Annotated in this window: 2 protein-coding genes; one reads left to right on the top strand and one right to left on the bottom strand. The window is 64.6% G+C overall.

Annotation, left to right across the window (positions count from 1 at the left end; genetic code table 11):
• Positions 1-20: 20 nt before the first annotated feature.
• Positions 21-15,266 (top strand): BTAD domain-containing putative transcriptional regulator, encoded by a 15,246-nt coding sequence (locus tag AWC06_RS19915; RefSeq protein ID WP_085199705.1) that lies wholly within the window; start codon positions 21-23, stop codon positions 15,264-15,266.
• Between the two features lie 58 nt (positions 15,267-15,324).
• Here AWC06_RS19915 and AWC06_RS19910 read toward each other — a convergent pair whose 3' ends face one another.
• A complete protein-coding gene (locus AWC06_RS19910; protein ID WP_085199704.1) occupies positions 15,325-16,572 on the bottom strand; it encodes an HNH endonuclease signature motif containing protein in 1,248 nt (415 codons plus the stop codon).
• Positions 16,573-16,770 lie beyond the last annotated feature (198 nt).

Below are 16,770 nucleotides of genomic sequence, written 5' to 3'. Positions count from 1 at the left end.
ACGTGAGTAGGCTTCCATCGGTGGAGCTGGGGGTTTTAGGTCCTCTCCAGGTCCGGCAGGACGGTACGCCCGTCACCATCCCGGGCGCCAAACCGCGCGCCATCCTCACGATGCTGGGGCTGCACAGCGGTTCGGTCGTGTCGGCCGGCACACTGATCGAATTGCTCTGGGGCGACGACCCGCCGCGCACTGCCAACAAGGCCCTGCAGACCCATATCTCCTCACTGCGGCGCACTCTGGGCGACGGCTTCGTGTTGACCGAAGGAGCGGGCTGGACCCTCGCCGCCGCCGAGGTTGATGCCTCGCGCTACAAACGGGCCGCGAGAATGGGCCGCGACGCCGGGGCGGCGGGCGACATCAGCGGAGCGGTGGCCCGTTTCGAGGAAGCCTTGGCGCTCTGGCGCGGAATCCCCGAACTCCCCGACGGCCAGCGTGGGCTATCCGAGAAGACACGCTGGATCGAGGGCCATGCCGCGCTTCTAGAAGATCGAGCCGATGCGCTGCTCGCGACGGGCCGCGCCGCCGAGATCGTCGGCGAGCTCGAGGCCGCGGTAGCCGAGGCGCCGCTGCGCGAGAGGCGTTGGGGCCAACTGATGCTCGCCCTCTACCGCGCGGGCAGGCAAGGGGAAGCCCTTGGCGCTTATCAGCGGGCCCGTTCGCTGCTGGCCGAGGAGTTGGGCGTCGACCCCGGTCCGGAGCTTCGGCGGCTCGAGGCCGCCGTCGTCGCGCAGGATGCCTCGTTGGATATTCCGGTGGCACAGAATGTTTCGGCGGTGACGCGCGCGGTGACGTTCCTGCTCACCGACATCGAGGGTTCGACTGCCGCGTGGGAGGCGGACGCCGACGCCATGGCGGTGGCGCTCGCGCGTCACGACGAGCTGGTCGAGCAGGTGGTCACGTCGCGTGGAGGACGGCTGATCAAGACTCGCGGTGAGGGCGATGCGACGTTCTCGGTCTTCGAACGGCCGTCTGCGGCCGCCGCGGCCGCGATCGAGCTGCAGGATGCGATCGGTCATGAGCCTTGGGCGTTGCAGGAGCCCATGCGTATCCGCATCGCACTGCACACCGGCGAGGTCGAGCTGCGCGACGGCGATTATTTCGGCCGCGCGGTCAACCGCGCCGCGCGCCTGCGCTCGCTGGCCGCGGGCGGGCAGATCCTCTGCTCGGGTGCGACCGCCGAACTCGTCATCGACTCACTGCCTGACGACGTCATGCTCAAGGACTTGGGGATGCGCCAGCTGCGCAACCTGGCCCGCCCGGAGCACGTGTTCGAGTTGCGCCTGGAAAGCGCCGAGGAACTGGCTCGGACGCACGAAACCGATGCACCGATGGTGCGGCCCGGCCTCCCCGCTGTGCTGTCGGGCCCCGGACCGTTCGTCGGGCGCGCGAGCGAGCTGGAGCGGCTTTTGTCGACCTGGCGTACTGCGCTCGACGGTGGCATGCGCGCGGTGCTGATCGCCGGCGAACCGGGGGTGGGCAAGACACGGTTGGCCGGCGAATGGTCCCGCCAGGCCTATGAGCTAGGAGCCGTGGTTTTGTACGGTCGTTGCGACGAGGACCTCGGCGCGCCGTATCAGCCGTTCGCGGAGGCTCTACGTTCGCTCATGCCGTGCCTCGGTGCCGAGCGGCTGCGGGGACTGCGCGGCGTCGAAGCGTTACTTCCGCTGGTTCCCGGGCTGACCGATGTCCTGCCGGACCTGGCGGCGCCGCCCCGCGCAGACCCCGAAACCGAGCGCTATGCACTGTTCGACGCCGTCGTCGCCCTGTTGGAAGTCGCCTCCACGAGCGCGCCCGTCGTACTGATTCTCGACGACCTGCACTGGGCGGCCAAGCCAACGCTGCTCTTGTTGCGGCATCTGCTGCGCTTCGGCGACCACGCCCGAGTGCAGATTGTCGGGACATATCGCAGCACCGACCTCGACCGGTCCCACCCGCTCGCGGCGATGCTCGCCGACCTTCATCGAGACGGGACCGCGAACCGCATAAGCCTGAGCGGCCTCGACGAGGACGACGTCACCACCTACGTCGCTGAAGCCGGCTACGACGACGAAGAGCTCGCCCGTGCATTGGCTTCGGTCACCGGGGGCAACCCGTTCTTCCTCATCGAGGCATTGCGCCACGTCGACGAGAGCGGCGGAGTGTGGGATCCGAGCACGCTGCCGCAGGGAGTGCGAGAAGCCGTGAGCCGCAGGCTATCTCGCCTTCCGGCGGAGACCAACAAGGCGCTTGCCGCCGCCGCGGTCGTGGGCAGCCGCTTTGCGGTAGACCTGGTGGAGCGCGTGCTCGACCAAGACCTTGTCGACGCGTTCGACGAGGCGTGCAAGGCCGGCATCGTCATCGAAGAGCACGGCGGCCGGTACCGGTTCAACCATGCAATTGTCCGACAGTCGCTGCTCGCCGAGCTGGCTTCTGTGCGACGCATGCGGTTGCACCAGCGCATCGCCGCGACTCTGGAAACCGAGGCCGGTGCCGACGATGAGCTGCTGGCCGAGCTGGCGCACCACTACTTCGAATGCGCTTGGGCGGGAAACGCCGTCAAGGCCGTCGAGTACTGCCACCGTGCCGCGGATCAGGCGATGGCACGTCTCGCCTACGAAGGGGCTGCCGATCTTTACGACCGTGCCGTACACGCGCTGGAGGAGATTGATGACGAGCTGCCCGACCGCGACGAGCAGGCCGCCGAGCTGCTGGTCGCGCGCTGCGAGGCGCTGCTGGCTGCGGGTGACGTGACTTCGGCAGCGGGTGCGGTCGCGCAATTGCAAGAAGCGACGGTCGATTCGGCGCGTCTGGCGGCGTGGGCGACGTGCTTCGACGGGCAGCTCTCGATGCTGATCCACCCTGAGCGGTTGGACGAGGTGGAGGCCGCAGTGGGCGCGGCCGCCGCCAAACTGGCCGAACTAGACGACGCGGCCGGAGAAGCCCAGGCGCACACCGTCCGCGCCGCGTGCCTTGCACGCCTGGGCAGAATCGGTGACTGCGAAATCGCGCTGGACGATGCTCTGACCGCGGCGCGACGTGCGCGTGAATACAGCCGGGTGAACGCGGTTCTGGCCGGTGCCCCGCTTGCGGCGCTCTGGGGTCCCAACCCCGTTCCGCGTGCGGGCGGGCGATGCCTCGACGTGGTACGGCTGCTGCGAATCACGACGGACTCCCCCGCTGTCGAAGCGACGTCGACGCGGTGTCAGGCCGTGCTGGAAGCGTTCCGTGGACGTGCCGCCGCGGCCCGGCGGATGATCGACTCGGCGCGGCGCACGGTCACCGAGCTCGGCTTGCGCCACGCGCTGCTCGAGGTCGAACAATTTGCCGGGATTGTCGAGCTCGTCGTCGACGATCCTGCTGCGGCTGAGCCGCATCTGCGTAAGGCGTACAACGGTTTTCGCCGCATGCGCATCGATGTCTGCACTGCCGAGACCGCCGCGTTGTTGGGTCGGGCTTGCCTTGCGCTCGACCGGGACGCCGAGGCCGACGAATTGTGTTCGGAAAGTGAGAGTCTCGCTGGCCACGCGCTGAAGGCGTCGATCGCCTGGCGCACGCTTCGTGCACTGTTGCTGGCTCGCCGGGGCGAGCACGATGAGGCCCGGCGCGTTGCCGAGGCCGCTGTCGCTATGGCGGAGCGAACCGACGCGTTGGTCGACCATGGCGACGCATGTCTCACGCTGGCAACAGTTTTGGGTGCTGCTGGCGATTCCACCGGCGCGCGGGCCGCCGCCGAACGCGCCGTCGACTTGTACGAACGGAAAGGCGCTGCGGCGCTTGCTGAGAGTGCGCGCCGCGTTCTCGGCGCCGCAGACCGTCCGCAACCACCCCAACCCGAACCCGCGCCCGTCGAACTGACCAATGCTTGCGTGCAAGTAGGCGACCGGTTGATCGATGCCGTCCATCGCGAGGCCTGGGACGAAGTAATACAGCTGTTTGTCCCATACGTGTCCTTCGAGAGCCGTCGGAAGATTGTCGGCTTCGCACGGATCGACCTCCCATCGAGCCAGTGGCCCCAGAAGATGAGGGGTTTTCTGGACAACGGCATGGTGCGCTATCAACACGCGGCCGTCGCCGTGCGTGGCGAACGTCTTGCCCTCACCCGACTGGAGATAGGCACCGCGGATGTGAGTTCCGGGGCGCCTCAAGACGAAATGCTCCAAGTAGTCGGCCTCGACGAGGAAGGCCGAATCGCGCTGGTGGTGTGGTTCGACGTCGAAGACATGGGCGCCGCGATGGCCGAACTCGACGCCACGCACGTCCGGTTCGAGAAGGAGCAGCGTACTGTTCCAGCGCAAACCGAACCGCCGAGCGCCAAGTTTGACACGGCCGCCGCCAGAGTGAGCGAACGCGTGATGGCCGCTCTTGATCGCGAGGACTGGGACGAATTCGAGCGGCTGTCCGCACCCGAGGCCTCCATCGAGAGTCGCCGGAAGATTGTTGGCTTCAAGCAGACCGACTTCCAATCGGAGGAGGTAGTACGTCAGACGAGGCGCGATCTTGAGTCCGGCGCTATGCGACTCAGCCACGTCGTTATCGCCGTGCGGGGCGAGCGCCTGGCTCTCGCTCGAGTGGTGCTGAGCACTCCCGACGTGGGCCCTGGGGCACCACAAGACGAATTTCTCCAGGTATACCGCATCGACGAGGAGGGGCGATTCGCACTGCAGGTGTGGTTCGACCTCGAAGACATGGACGCCGCGATCGCAGAACTCGACGCTATGTACAAGCGCGCCGGAGAACCGCAGCCAAAGGAACGGCGGCTCAAAAACGCAGCAAGCAAACTGAACGAGCGCTATTTGACCTATTTCATGGCCCGCGACTGGGATGCCCTAACAGAGATCCTGGCCGACAACATGTCGATCGACGACCGCCGGCATGTGGTGAATTCCGGTGTCCGACAAGGCCGCAATGTGGTACTCAACGACCTACGTCTGAGCGCCGAGTTCGACCTGCAGATAACGCCGACTGTCATTGCGACCCGCGGCGAGCGCCTCGCGCTTGTTCATGGCCGCTTCTGCGGGAAAAAGCAGCAATCCGAGGCGGACGAATCCGAGCTGCTCGACGTGGTCGAAATCGATGCCGACAACCGGATAACCGCACACATCGAGTTTGACCTAGAAGACTTCGAGGCCGCCATCGCCGAACTCGACGCTCACTACCGTGCGGGAGAAGCCGCCGCCCACGCACACACGTGGTCGCTCGTGTCGGGTGTTTATGCCGCGTTCAACCGGCGCGAGTTCCTCGCGACAACACCCGACGTGGTGAGCATTGACCACCGTCGCGGAGCAGCTTTCGCACCCGGCGACATCATCGCCTACATCGAAGCAGCCTGGAACGACTCGCCAGACACCAAGATCTACATCGAGGCTATTCATCGGCTCAGCAACACGGGCGCGGTCGTCACCCATGTGGCACAAGGGATCTCCGAAGGAGGCTTCGATGCCGAGTGGCGGGATGTCTTCCTTCTCACCGCCGAAGGCGACCTGATCAGCCGCTGTGAGCTGTTCAATGAGGCCGATCTGGACGCTGCGCTCGCGAGGCTCGATGAGCTCAGCCGGCCAGCACCCCGGCTGAAAAACGCGGCAAGCCAAGCTTTCGAGCGTTATTTCGCGCACTTCGTAGCCCGCAATTGGGATGCCCTCGCGGAGGTGATGGCCGACGACATTTGTACCGACGATCGTCGTCGTGTCTTAAACGCCGGCATCCGACATGGCCGAGATGCCGAGATCGCAAACTTGCGGGCGGCCGCCGACGTTGGGATCACATCCATGACGTCGGTCGTCATCGCGACCCGCGGCGAGCGCCTCGTCCTCGGTCGGGCCCACACCTCGGGCGGCGACAACGGGTCCGACGAGTTCACTAACCAGGTGCTGGGCATCGCCGAAGTCAACTCGCATAATCAGATCGCGGCGATCGTCGTATTCGACTTCGACGACGTTGAAGCCGCCTTCGCCGAGCTCGACGTCCGATATCTCGCCGGCGAAGCAGCCGCCCATGCGCACACGTGGTCGGTCGTCACGGGTGCATACGCCGCGCTCAATCGACGTGAGATTCCTGAAGTGACACCGGACTTCGCGAGCATCGACCATCGCCGGGGGACAAAGTTTGCGCCCGGTGACCTGATCGCATATGTCGTTGCCACCTGGGATCTCGTACAAGACGGCGGTATCTACATCGAGGCTGTGCATCGGCTGAACAATCTCGGAGCGGTCGTAACCCATGTGACGCGTGGAAGCTCGCAAGAGGGCTTCGACGCCGAGTGGCGGGAAGTCTTCCTTATCACGGTCGAAGGCGACCTACTCAGCCGCTGTGAGCTGTTCGATGAGTCAGACCTGAATGCTGCGCTCGCGAGGTTTGATGAGCTCAGCCGCCCAGGACCCCGGCTGGAGAACGCTGCAAGCCAAGCCGCCGAGCGCTACGTGACGCACTTCGTCGCCCGCGGCTGGAATGCGCTCGCGAAGATATTGGCCGACGATATCGTGACCGACGATCGCCGGCACGTCGTGAGCGCAGGAATGCGACGCGGCCGAGAAGCGGAGCTCGCGGCGTCGCGCGCGGCCACGGACGCGGGGTTGGCTGGGGAGGTGACGTCCGTCGTCATCGCAACCCGTGGGGAGCGCCTCGCTCTTGTGCGCGTCTCGACCCGCGAGCCAGGGCCTGAAAAGTTCCGCACGGGCGTGCTGGGCATCGCCGAAGTCAACTCGCGCAATCAGATCGCAGCGATCGTCACCTTCGACGCCGACGATATCGACGCTGCCTTCGCTGAGCTCGACGCCCGATACATCGCCGGCGAAGCAGCTGCCTACGCACACACATTTGCGGCCATCGTGCGCACCTACGCCGCGTTCAACAGTCACGAACTCCCGGCTATGACACCTGATTTAGTGAGTATCGACCATCGCCGAGCCAGAGGGTTCGCGCCCGGCGACTTGATCCCATACATCCACGCCACTTGGGACCTCACGCCGCAAGCCCGTATCGAAGCGGTGCATCGGCTGAACGACATCGGCGCCGTCATCATGCAAACGGTGCATGGAAGCTCGCAAGACGGCTTCGACGCCGAGTGGCGAGAAGTCGCTTTTGTGACGGTCGAAGGCGACATGCTCAGCCGTTGCGAGCTATTCGACGAGGCAGATCTTGACACCGCGCTCGCGAGGTTCGACGAACTGAGCAGACCGGCACCACGTCTGGAAAACGCCGCAAGCCGAGTGGACGACCGCTACGGCGCGTGTTTGCGTGCCTGCGACTGGGACGCCATGGCGGAGATACTGGCCGACGACACCTTCCTGGACGATCGCCGTCGAGTTGTCGGCATAGGGGTCCGGCAGGGTCGAGATCTCCAAATTGCTGACATGCGGGCCGCCGCCGACCGCGACATCCCACCCGCTACGCAATCTGTCATTGCGACCCGCGGAGAGCGGCTGGCCCTCCACCGTGTGCGCCTTCCGGGCGGAAACCAAAGGCCCGAGTCGTTTCATAGCGAGTTGCTCAACATCGTCGAGATCGACACCGATGAAAAGATCGTGGCGCGCTTCATGTTTGAGTTCGATGACATCGACGCCGCCTTCGCCGAACTCGACGCCCGGTATCTCGCTGGCGAAGCGGCCGCCCACGCGCGAACGTGGTCGGTCATCGCATCCTCCTTCGCCGCGTTCAACAGGCACGAAGTCCTTGCGGCGGACTGGGTCACTATCGACCACCGACGAGGTTCACCGTTCGAGCCCAGCAACATTGCCCCGGGCATCCGCACGATTTGGGACCTGACGCCAGACCTCAGCATCCACATCGAGGCGGTGCACCGGCTTACCGATTCCGGAGTGGTGATCACCCATAACGGCAAGGGGTCCTCGCAAGAGGGCTTCGACGCCGAGTGGCGGGCGATTGACCTCTTGATGGTCGAGGGCGACCGGATCAGTCGCTGTGAGGTCTTTGATGAGGCGGACCTCGACGCCGCGCTCGCGCGCTTCGACGAACTGAGCAGAACCGCACCGCGACTGGAAAACGCGGCAAGCCAAGTGGCCGAGCGCTTCCAGGCGCAATTTGCGGCGCGCAACTGGAAAGCCATGGCGGAGATGCTGGCCGACGACTATTTCGGTGACGATCGGCGTCCGGTGGTGGGCGCTGGAGCCCAACACGGTCGAAACGTCGCGGTGGCGGACATGCAGGCCATCGCCGACGTCAGAGGCAGCAACATCACATCGACCGCCATTGCGACCCGCGGCGCGCGGCTCGTCCTCATGCGCATGGGATTCTTTGGTCCCGACCAAGAGTCCGCGGCGTTCGTCACGGAGGTACTCGGTGTCGCAGAAATCAACGCCCGCGACCAGCTAGTGGCGGGCGTCACGTTCGACCTCGACAATCTCGACGCAGCCTTCGAGGAACTCGACGCGCGGTATCTGGCCGGTGAAGCGGCCGCCCACGCGCACACGTGGTCCCTCGTCAAGGACGGCTACGCCGCGCTCAACCGGCGCGAACTTCCCCCGGCGACGCCGGACTGCGTCAACATCGACCATCGGAAACTCGTGGCAATTGAAGCGAGCGACTTCGTGCCTTCCCTTCGCGCCGCGTGGGATCTGACATCGCAGGTCAGGTTTTTCATCGAACGCGTCCATCGGCTGAGCAACCTCGGCGCGGTGGTAACCCAAGCGGTTTCTGCCACCTCGCAAGAAGACTTCGCCGGCGAATGGCGGGAGATCGCCTTGCTGGCGTTCGATGGCGACCTGATCAAGCGCAGCGAACTCTTCGACGAGGCAGATCTCGACGCCGCGCTCGCCCGCTTCGACGAATTAAGCAGGCCCGCACCGCGATTGGAAAACGCCGCAAGCCAAGTGGCCGCGCGCTTCTTTGCATACTTCGGAGCCCGCGACTGGGACGCTATCGCAGCAATACTGGCCGAGAACGTTTCTCACGATGATCGCCGGCATGTGGTGAATGCTGGGGTCCTACGCGGTCGAGATGCCCAAATGGCGAACCTTCGAGCGATCGCCCAAGTGGGGGTCGCGACTTTCTCGTCGACAGTCATTGCCACCCGCGGCACACGCCTCGCCCTCGTTCGCACCCGTTCCTCGGGCCAAGACCAGCGGCCCGAGGCGATCCTCACGGAGGAACTCGGCGTCGTCGAGATCAACTCCGACAACCGGATGGCGGCTTACGTCGCGTTCGACACCGACAACATCGACGCCGCATTCGAAGAACTCGAGGCACGATATCTGGAGGGCGAAGCGGCCGCCCACTCGCGAACGTGGTCCGCGATTGCACGGGCATACGCCCGGTTCAACAAGCACGAGGTTCCCGCGACGACACCGGGTTCGGTTGCCATCGAACATCGACCGCTTCTAACGACGGATGCTGCTGATCTGGCCGGTGCTATTCGTGCCGTCTGGGACCTCACCCCGGATGCCAGCATCTACATCGAGGCCGTGCATCGACTGTGCGAATTTGGAGCCGTCGTCACGCATTCGCTAAAAGGGACCTCGCCAGAGGGCGTCGACGCCGAGTGGCGGATGGTCGATATTTTCATGGTCAAAGGTGACCTGATCAGTGACTGCGAAGTCTTCGACGAGGCACATATCGACACCGCGCTGGCTAGGTTCGACGAACTGCACCTGCGGGCGCGGAAATTGGAGAATGCGGCAAGCCGGGTGGCCGAGCGCTTCCAGGCGCAATTCGCGGCGCGCAACTGGGAAGCCATGGCGGAGATGCTGGCCGATGACTTTTCCAGTGACGACCGTCGTCGCGTGGTGGGCGCCGGTGTTCGACACGGTCGGGATGCCGACATCGAAAATCTGCGGGCTTGGGCCGACGTTGGCGTTGAGAACATCACGTCTGACGTCATTGCCATCCGCGGCGGGCGCTTGGTGCTCGCGCGTGCCCAATGGTCGGGCGCAGACCAGCGCCCCGAGGCATTCCACACAGAGGCGCTCGGCATCGTCGAGATCAATGCCGACAACCAAATCGTGGCGCGCGTCATGTTCGACCATGACGACATCGACGCTGCCTTCCAGGAACTCGACGCCCGGTACCTCGCCGGCGAAGCCGCTGCTTACGCGCGGACGTGGTCACTCATTGCGGGTACCTCCGCCGCCTTCAACCGGCGCGAAATGCTTCCAACAACGCCGGACTGGGTGAACATCGACCACCGACGCGCGGCAGCGTTCGCGCCCGGTGAAATGTCCGCGTACACCCGTGCCATATGGGACGACGCGCCTGACAGCAGGGTCTACATCGAGGCTGTACATCGGCTGAATAGCCTCGGCGCAGTCGTCACCGAGGCGGCACACGGAACTTCGCAGCAAGGGTTCGATGCGGAGTGGCGGTTGGTCGGTTTGGCGACCGTCGACCACGGCCTGATCAACCGCGCCGAGATGTTCGACGAAGCAGACCTGGACGCTGCGCTTGCCCGCTTCGACGAACTCAGCAGGCCCGCAACGCGATTGGAAAACGCGGCAAGCCGAACGTACGCGCGCATGTGGAAGCACTTCATGCGCCGCGACTGGACCGCCGTGGCCGAGACAATAGCCCACGACATCGTCGACGAGAGCGGACGTCGTCTCGTGGGCCATGGGATCCGCCGCGGCCGCGATGCCGAGATGGAAAATCTGCGGGTGACAGCCGAACTCGGGCTCACGAATGTCACGCCGACTGTCATCGCTACCCGCGGCGAGCGCCTCGCGCTGCATCGTGTCCGGTTATCGGGCCCCGACCAGCAGCCTGGGGCGTTCTTCAACCCGGTACTCCGCGTCGTCGGGACCGACGCCGACGAGCGCATTGTGGTTGCGGTGCTGTTTGATATCGACGACCTCGACGCCGCTTTCGAGGAACTCGACGCTCGGTATCTCGCTGGCGAAGCCGCCGCCCATGCGCACACGTGGTCGGTCATCACCCGCGCCTACGCCGCAGCCAACCGCAACGAGCTTCCCGCGTCGACGCCGGATCGGGTGAACATCGACCACCGGCGAGGGAGCGCGTTCGGGCCGGGTGAACTCGAGGAATATCTCCGTGCCACCTGGGACGTCGTCCCGGACACCAAGATTTACGTCGAGTCCGTGCATCGGCTGAGCAATCTCGGAGCGGTGATAACGCATGCGATGCAGGGGACCTCGCGAGATGGCTTTGACGCCGAGTGGCGAACGATCCATGTCCTCACGGTCGAAGGCGATCTGATCAATCGGTCGGAGATGTTCGACGAAACAGACGTCGAGGCCGCGCTCGCCCACTTCGAGGAACTCCATCCGCAAGCGCGGCGGCTGGAAAACGCGGCAAGCCGACTGTACGAGAGCTTCTTTGCGTATTTCGCGGCCCGCGACTGGGCGGCAATCGAGAAGATCCTGGCCGACGACAGTTACCTCGACGATCGCCGTCGTGCGGTTAATGCCGGGCTCTGGGATGGCCGCGATGTCTTCATCGAAAACCTGCACGCCACTGCTAACTTCGGGCTCGAGAACTTGGGGCTGATCGCGACCCGAGGACGGCGCCTCTTCCTCGGTCGTTTCCGGTGGTCGCCGAGTGACCAGGCGCCTGAGATGTTCCACACCGAGGCACTCTGCCTCGTCGAGATCGATACCGGCGAGCTGATACAAGCGTTCGTTACGTTCGACCTCGATGACATCGACGCCGCCTTCGCCGAACTCGACGCCCGATACCTCGCCGGCGAAGCGGCCGCCCATGCGCACACATGGTCCGTTATCTCGGGCATCTGCGCCTCGGTCAACCGACACCGACTTCCGGCAACAACGCCTGACCTTAACTACGTCGACCATCGGCCGCTCGTAACGATCGAGTCGACCGATCTGCCTGCATCCATACGTGCTGTTTGGGAGCTGACGCCGGAAATCGGCATTTACTGGGAGGCCGTGCACCGGCTGAGCGACCTGGGAGCGGTGGTCACTCACACTGCGCGTGGCGTTTCGCCCGAGGACTTCGACGCCGAGTGGCGCTTGATCGATCTGTTCATGGTCGAAGGCGAGTTGGTCAGCCGCTGCGAGATGTTCGACGAGTCCGACCTCGACGCTGCCCTCGCCCGCTTCGACGAGCTCCAACGACAGACGCGTCGGCTGGAGAATGCAGCAAGCCGGGCACATGACCGCTACTTTGCCTACTTCGGAGCCCGCGACTGGACGGCGCTAGCCGAGATCCTGTCGGACAACAGTTTTGTCGACGATCGCTGTCGCATGGTGAGTGTCGGGTTCTGGGACGGTCGCGAGGCCGTGATAGCGATGTTGCGAGCCCTGGAGGCCGGGGCGGACATAACGTTGGCCGTGATTGCCACCCGCGGCGAGCGCCTCGCCCTCACTCGTATCTGTTCCGTGAACCGCGATCCGGGGCACGGGGACTTCACCAGCGAGAAACTCATCGTGGCTGAAATCGACGGCGATGAGCAGATCGCGGCGCAAATCGCGTTCGACCCCAATGACCTCGATGCTGCCTTCGCGGAGCTCGACGCGCGGTACCTCGCCGGCGAAGCGGCCGCATATTCACAAACATGGTCGGTCCTCACACGGGAATGCGCCGCGTTCAACCGGCACGAACTCCCGACGGCGGACTGGGCCACCATCGATCACCGGCGGCTCGCCGTGATCGACGCGACTGATCCGCCAACAGCCATGCGCGCCATTTGGGACGTCACACCAAATCTCAGCATCTACATCGAGGCGGTGCATCGGCTCAGCAGTCTCGGAGCGCTCGCCACCTATACGGCGTGTGGGAGCTCGCCAGAAGGCTTCGATGCAGAATGGCGAATGATCCTGCTTCTGACTCTCGACGGCGATCGGATCGACCGCTGCGAAATCTTCGACGAGACAGATCTCGACGCCGCGCTCGGCCGATTTGACGAACTGCAACGACAGACGCGGCGGCTGGAAAACGCGGCAAGCCAAGCAGAGGACCGCTTCTTTGCCTATTTCGGGACCCGCAACTGGCCAGCAATAGCCGAGATCCTGGCTGATGCCAGTTTTATCGACGATCGCCGTCGCGTAGTGAATGCCGGGTTCTGGGACGGTCGCGACGTCGTCATAGAAAACATGCGAGCCCTGGACGAGGGGCGGTCGATAACGTCGACCGTGATTGCGACCCGTGGCGAGCGGCTCGCCCTCTCCCGCATCTGTTCTGCGAGCCGCGACCTCCGGCACGGGGAGTTCGACGTCGAGATGCTAGGCATCGCCGAAATCGACATCGAGGGGCGGATCACAGCGCACGTCCTGTTCGACCCCAACGAAATCGACGCTGCCTTCGAGGAACTCGACGCCCGCTATCTCGCCGACGAAGCGGCCGCCCACTCGCACACATGGTCGGTTATCGCCCAGAGCTGCGATGCATTCAACCGGCACGAACTCCCCCCGGCGGACTTGGTCTTCATCGACCACAGACCGCTCGTCACGATCGGCGAGACTGATCTGCCCGAAACTCTCCGCGTCATTTTAGATCTCACTCCTGACGCCAGCATCAAGATCGAAGCGGTGCATCGGCTCAGCGGTTTTGGCGCAGTCGCCACCTATACCGTGTTTGGGAGCTCGCTAGAAGGCCTCGACGCCGAGTGGCGAGTGATCCAACTTCTGACTGTCGAGGGCGACCTGCTAACCCGCTGCGAAGTCTTCGATGAGACAGATCTCGACACCGCGCTCGGCCGATTTGACGAACTGCACACACAGACACGACGGCTACGAAACAGGGCAAGTCAAGTCGCCGAGCGCTTCCTGGCACACTTCGCGGCCCGCGACTGGGACGCGATCACCGAGGTCCTGGCCGACGGCTACTACAACGACGACCGCCGTCGCGCGGTAGGTGCTGGGCTCCGACGCGGTCGCGAATCCAACATCGCGGAAATGCGGACCACCGCCGACCTCGGGGTCGAGGTATTAACGTCAGAGGACATCGCGATCCGCGGGGAGCGCCTCCTCCTCAGTCGTGTCCGATGGTCGGCCAGCGACGAGGTGGCTGGGGGGTTCCACACTGAAGCGCTCAGCAGCGTCGAGCTCGACGCCGACGAGCGGATCGCTGCGATCGTCACGTTCGATCCCGACGACATCGACGCCGCCTTCGAGGAACTCGGCGCCCGCTACCTCGCCGGCGAAGCCGCCGCGCACGCGCGCACGTGGTCGGTCATCGCCAGCGGGTACGCCGCGCTCAACCGGCACGAAGTACCCCCGACGACGCCGGATTGGGTGACCATCGACCACCGGCGCGGCATAGCTTTTGCGCCCGCCGAGATGGCCGAGTACATCCGTGCCACCGTTGACGTCGCGTCGGATATCAAGGGCCACATCGAGGTTGTGCATCGGCTGAGCAACCTTGGAGCGGTCGTCACGCACACAATGCGTGGAACCTCGCAAGAGGGCTTCGACGCCAGGTGGCGAGAGATCGTCCTTCTGACCGTCGACGGCGATCTGGTCAACCGGTGCGAGATGTTTGACGAAGCAGACCTCGACGCCGCGCTCGCACGGTTCGACGAGCTTGATCGGCCAGCTCCTCTACTAGAGAATGCCGCCACCCGGGCTCGCGAGCGCCAAGCCGATGCCATCAATTTGCGCGACGTGGATAGCCTTCTGGCCCTTACCGCTGCCGACGCGCGATATGAGGATAGGCGGAAGGGGCTGCGTGATGAACGCGCGGTCCGACCGGAAGTTGTACGCGCGATTTTCGAACTAGCTCCGAGAGGATGGCGTTTGGAGATAACTCCCTTTGCCATCAGGGGATCTCGCATCGCCCTGACCCGCGACAAGTATCGCGACACGGAGGATGTCGATCGGCCGATCACGGCCGAGCATTTGATGCTCACCGAAGTCATGGCCGATGGCCGCGTGTGCAATGCGGTGCTCTTCGACCCCGACGACATCGATGCCGCGTTCGCTGAACTCACGGCCCGCTGGATCGCATCAGGAGAGGTGGCGCATCCCGAGGTCATCGAGGCTGCCCAGCGGGTCAATGAAATCTCCAACAGCCACGACTGGGATGCGATCGCCGCCAGCCTCGGTGGCGCTGCCTACGTCAGCCACCGCCAGCTCGCTCATGCACGCGCCGAGACGATCGATGACTACATGTCCTCGATCCGGACGTTAGCGTCACTTGTACCCGATTATCGGTCCGAGTTCGCCGAGATCCTTGCCCATTCGGCCTCAGGGGTATTGGTCGACGTGGTCGTGAAGGGAACCTCGACCGAAGGTGCGGCAGTCGAAATTCCCCTTATCCAGCTCGGTCTTCTCGACGGTGACCGTGTCACCCGTGTGGAGTTCTTTGATCCCGACCAGCGCGATTTAGCCCTCGCCCGGTTCGAAGAACTCAACGTCAGGCCTTGATTATCAAGATCCGATAGCAGCGGGTATCGCGAACGAATTTCTCTATGCCGCAAGCAACCTAGTTGTTTGTTGGTGGCGGCTGCGGCTGGAAGGGTTCGTACCACCACCAGTCGGCGCGTTCGCCGGTGGGCCCGGGCCACGGTGGGACAGTGGGCGGGGGACGGTTGGGAGGACGCGCGAGCGATCCTGCGCTGAGCCGTCGACCGGAGCTGTCGGTGACGATGAGATGGTCGGCGGGTCCGGCGATGGCGATGACGCCACGGTGGTGCAACCGATGGTGATACGGGCATACCAACACCAGGTTGCTCAACTCGGTGGCACCGCCGTCTTCCCAGTGCCGGATGTGGTGTGCGTGCAGACCGCGGGTGGCCCCGCAGCCGGGAACCGCGCACGTCGGATGGCGGTGCTCGAGCGCGCGGCGAAGCCGCCGGTTGATCAGGCGGGTCGCTCGGCCGGCGCCGATGACCTCGCCGTCACGTTCGAACCAGACCTCACAGGTGGCATCACAGGTCAGGTATTGGCGTTCGGCGTCGGACAGCAGCGGACCCAGATGCAGTGCGGCGGCGCGCTGCTCAACATCGACGTGGGCCACCACAGTGGTGTGATGCCCGTGCGGGCGGCGAGCCACCTCGGCGTCCCACCCGGTCTCGACCAGGCGCATAAACGCCTCGATTGTGGTAGGCAACGGGGGACGATTCTCTGATGTGCGGTCGCCATCGCCGTGATCCTGCTTCCACTCGGCGACTAGCGCATCAAGGTGAGACGCCAGTGCCGCGTCGAACTTCGCCGCCTCGTCGTGGGGAAGTTTGATCCGCCAAAAACTGAACGCCTCGTCGGAGGTCTTGGTGATCGAGGGCTGCTGCTCAGGCCGAGAGTCGGGTTCGGGTCGCGGTTCCAGTTTGACCGCCGTGCGCAGCTGGTTGACCGTGGCGCAGCGCGCCAGCTCCGCATAGTGCTCATCGGAACCTTCGCCCGCCCGTGCGGCGATGACGCCGAGCTGATCCAGCGAAAGCCGACCCTCCCGCATGCCCGCGGCGCAGCGGGGAAACTCCTCCAACCGGCGCGCCACCGTGGCGATCGTGTGGGCATTTCCCGATGACGAGCCGAGCTTCCAGGCCACCAACGCCGCCACCGACCGCGCACCCGTCGCACCCCACAGCTCGTCGCGATCCAACTCGGCGACGATCTCCACAATGCGCCCATCAATCGCATTACGCTGACCGGCCAACTCCGCCAACTCCTCGAACAACACCTCAACACGCTCGGCAGAGCTCACCGGCGCGGGAGGCGATGCGGTCGAGGACATAACGTCATCATTGCAGCCGGGTACGACAAGTTTCGGCTGCCGACTCTCTTGCGCGGCATGCGTGAGAAGTTGGGCTTGCCAGTTATCGAACCCAATGTCGCCGCACCGAACATGCCAATCGTTCGCGGCGTCGACGATCGAGGCGTCGGCGCAGGCCGAACCGTATGCCAGCCACTTTGCTCCTTACGCTTACGCATT

The organism is Mycobacterium fragae, assembly GCF_002102185.1.
GTDB lineage: Bacteria > Actinomycetota > Actinomycetes > Mycobacteriales > Mycobacteriaceae > Mycobacterium > Mycobacterium fragae.
Note: the sequence above shows the minus strand (reverse complement) of the source record. Positions and strands in the feature narration are given on the sequence as shown.

What these genes read in the sequence shown, in the direction of transcription:
- AWC06_RS19910 (WP_085199704.1), bottom strand. Translation starts at nt 16,572, where the DNA reads ATGTCCTCGACCGCATCGCCTCCCGCGCCGGTGAGCTCTGCCGAGCGT.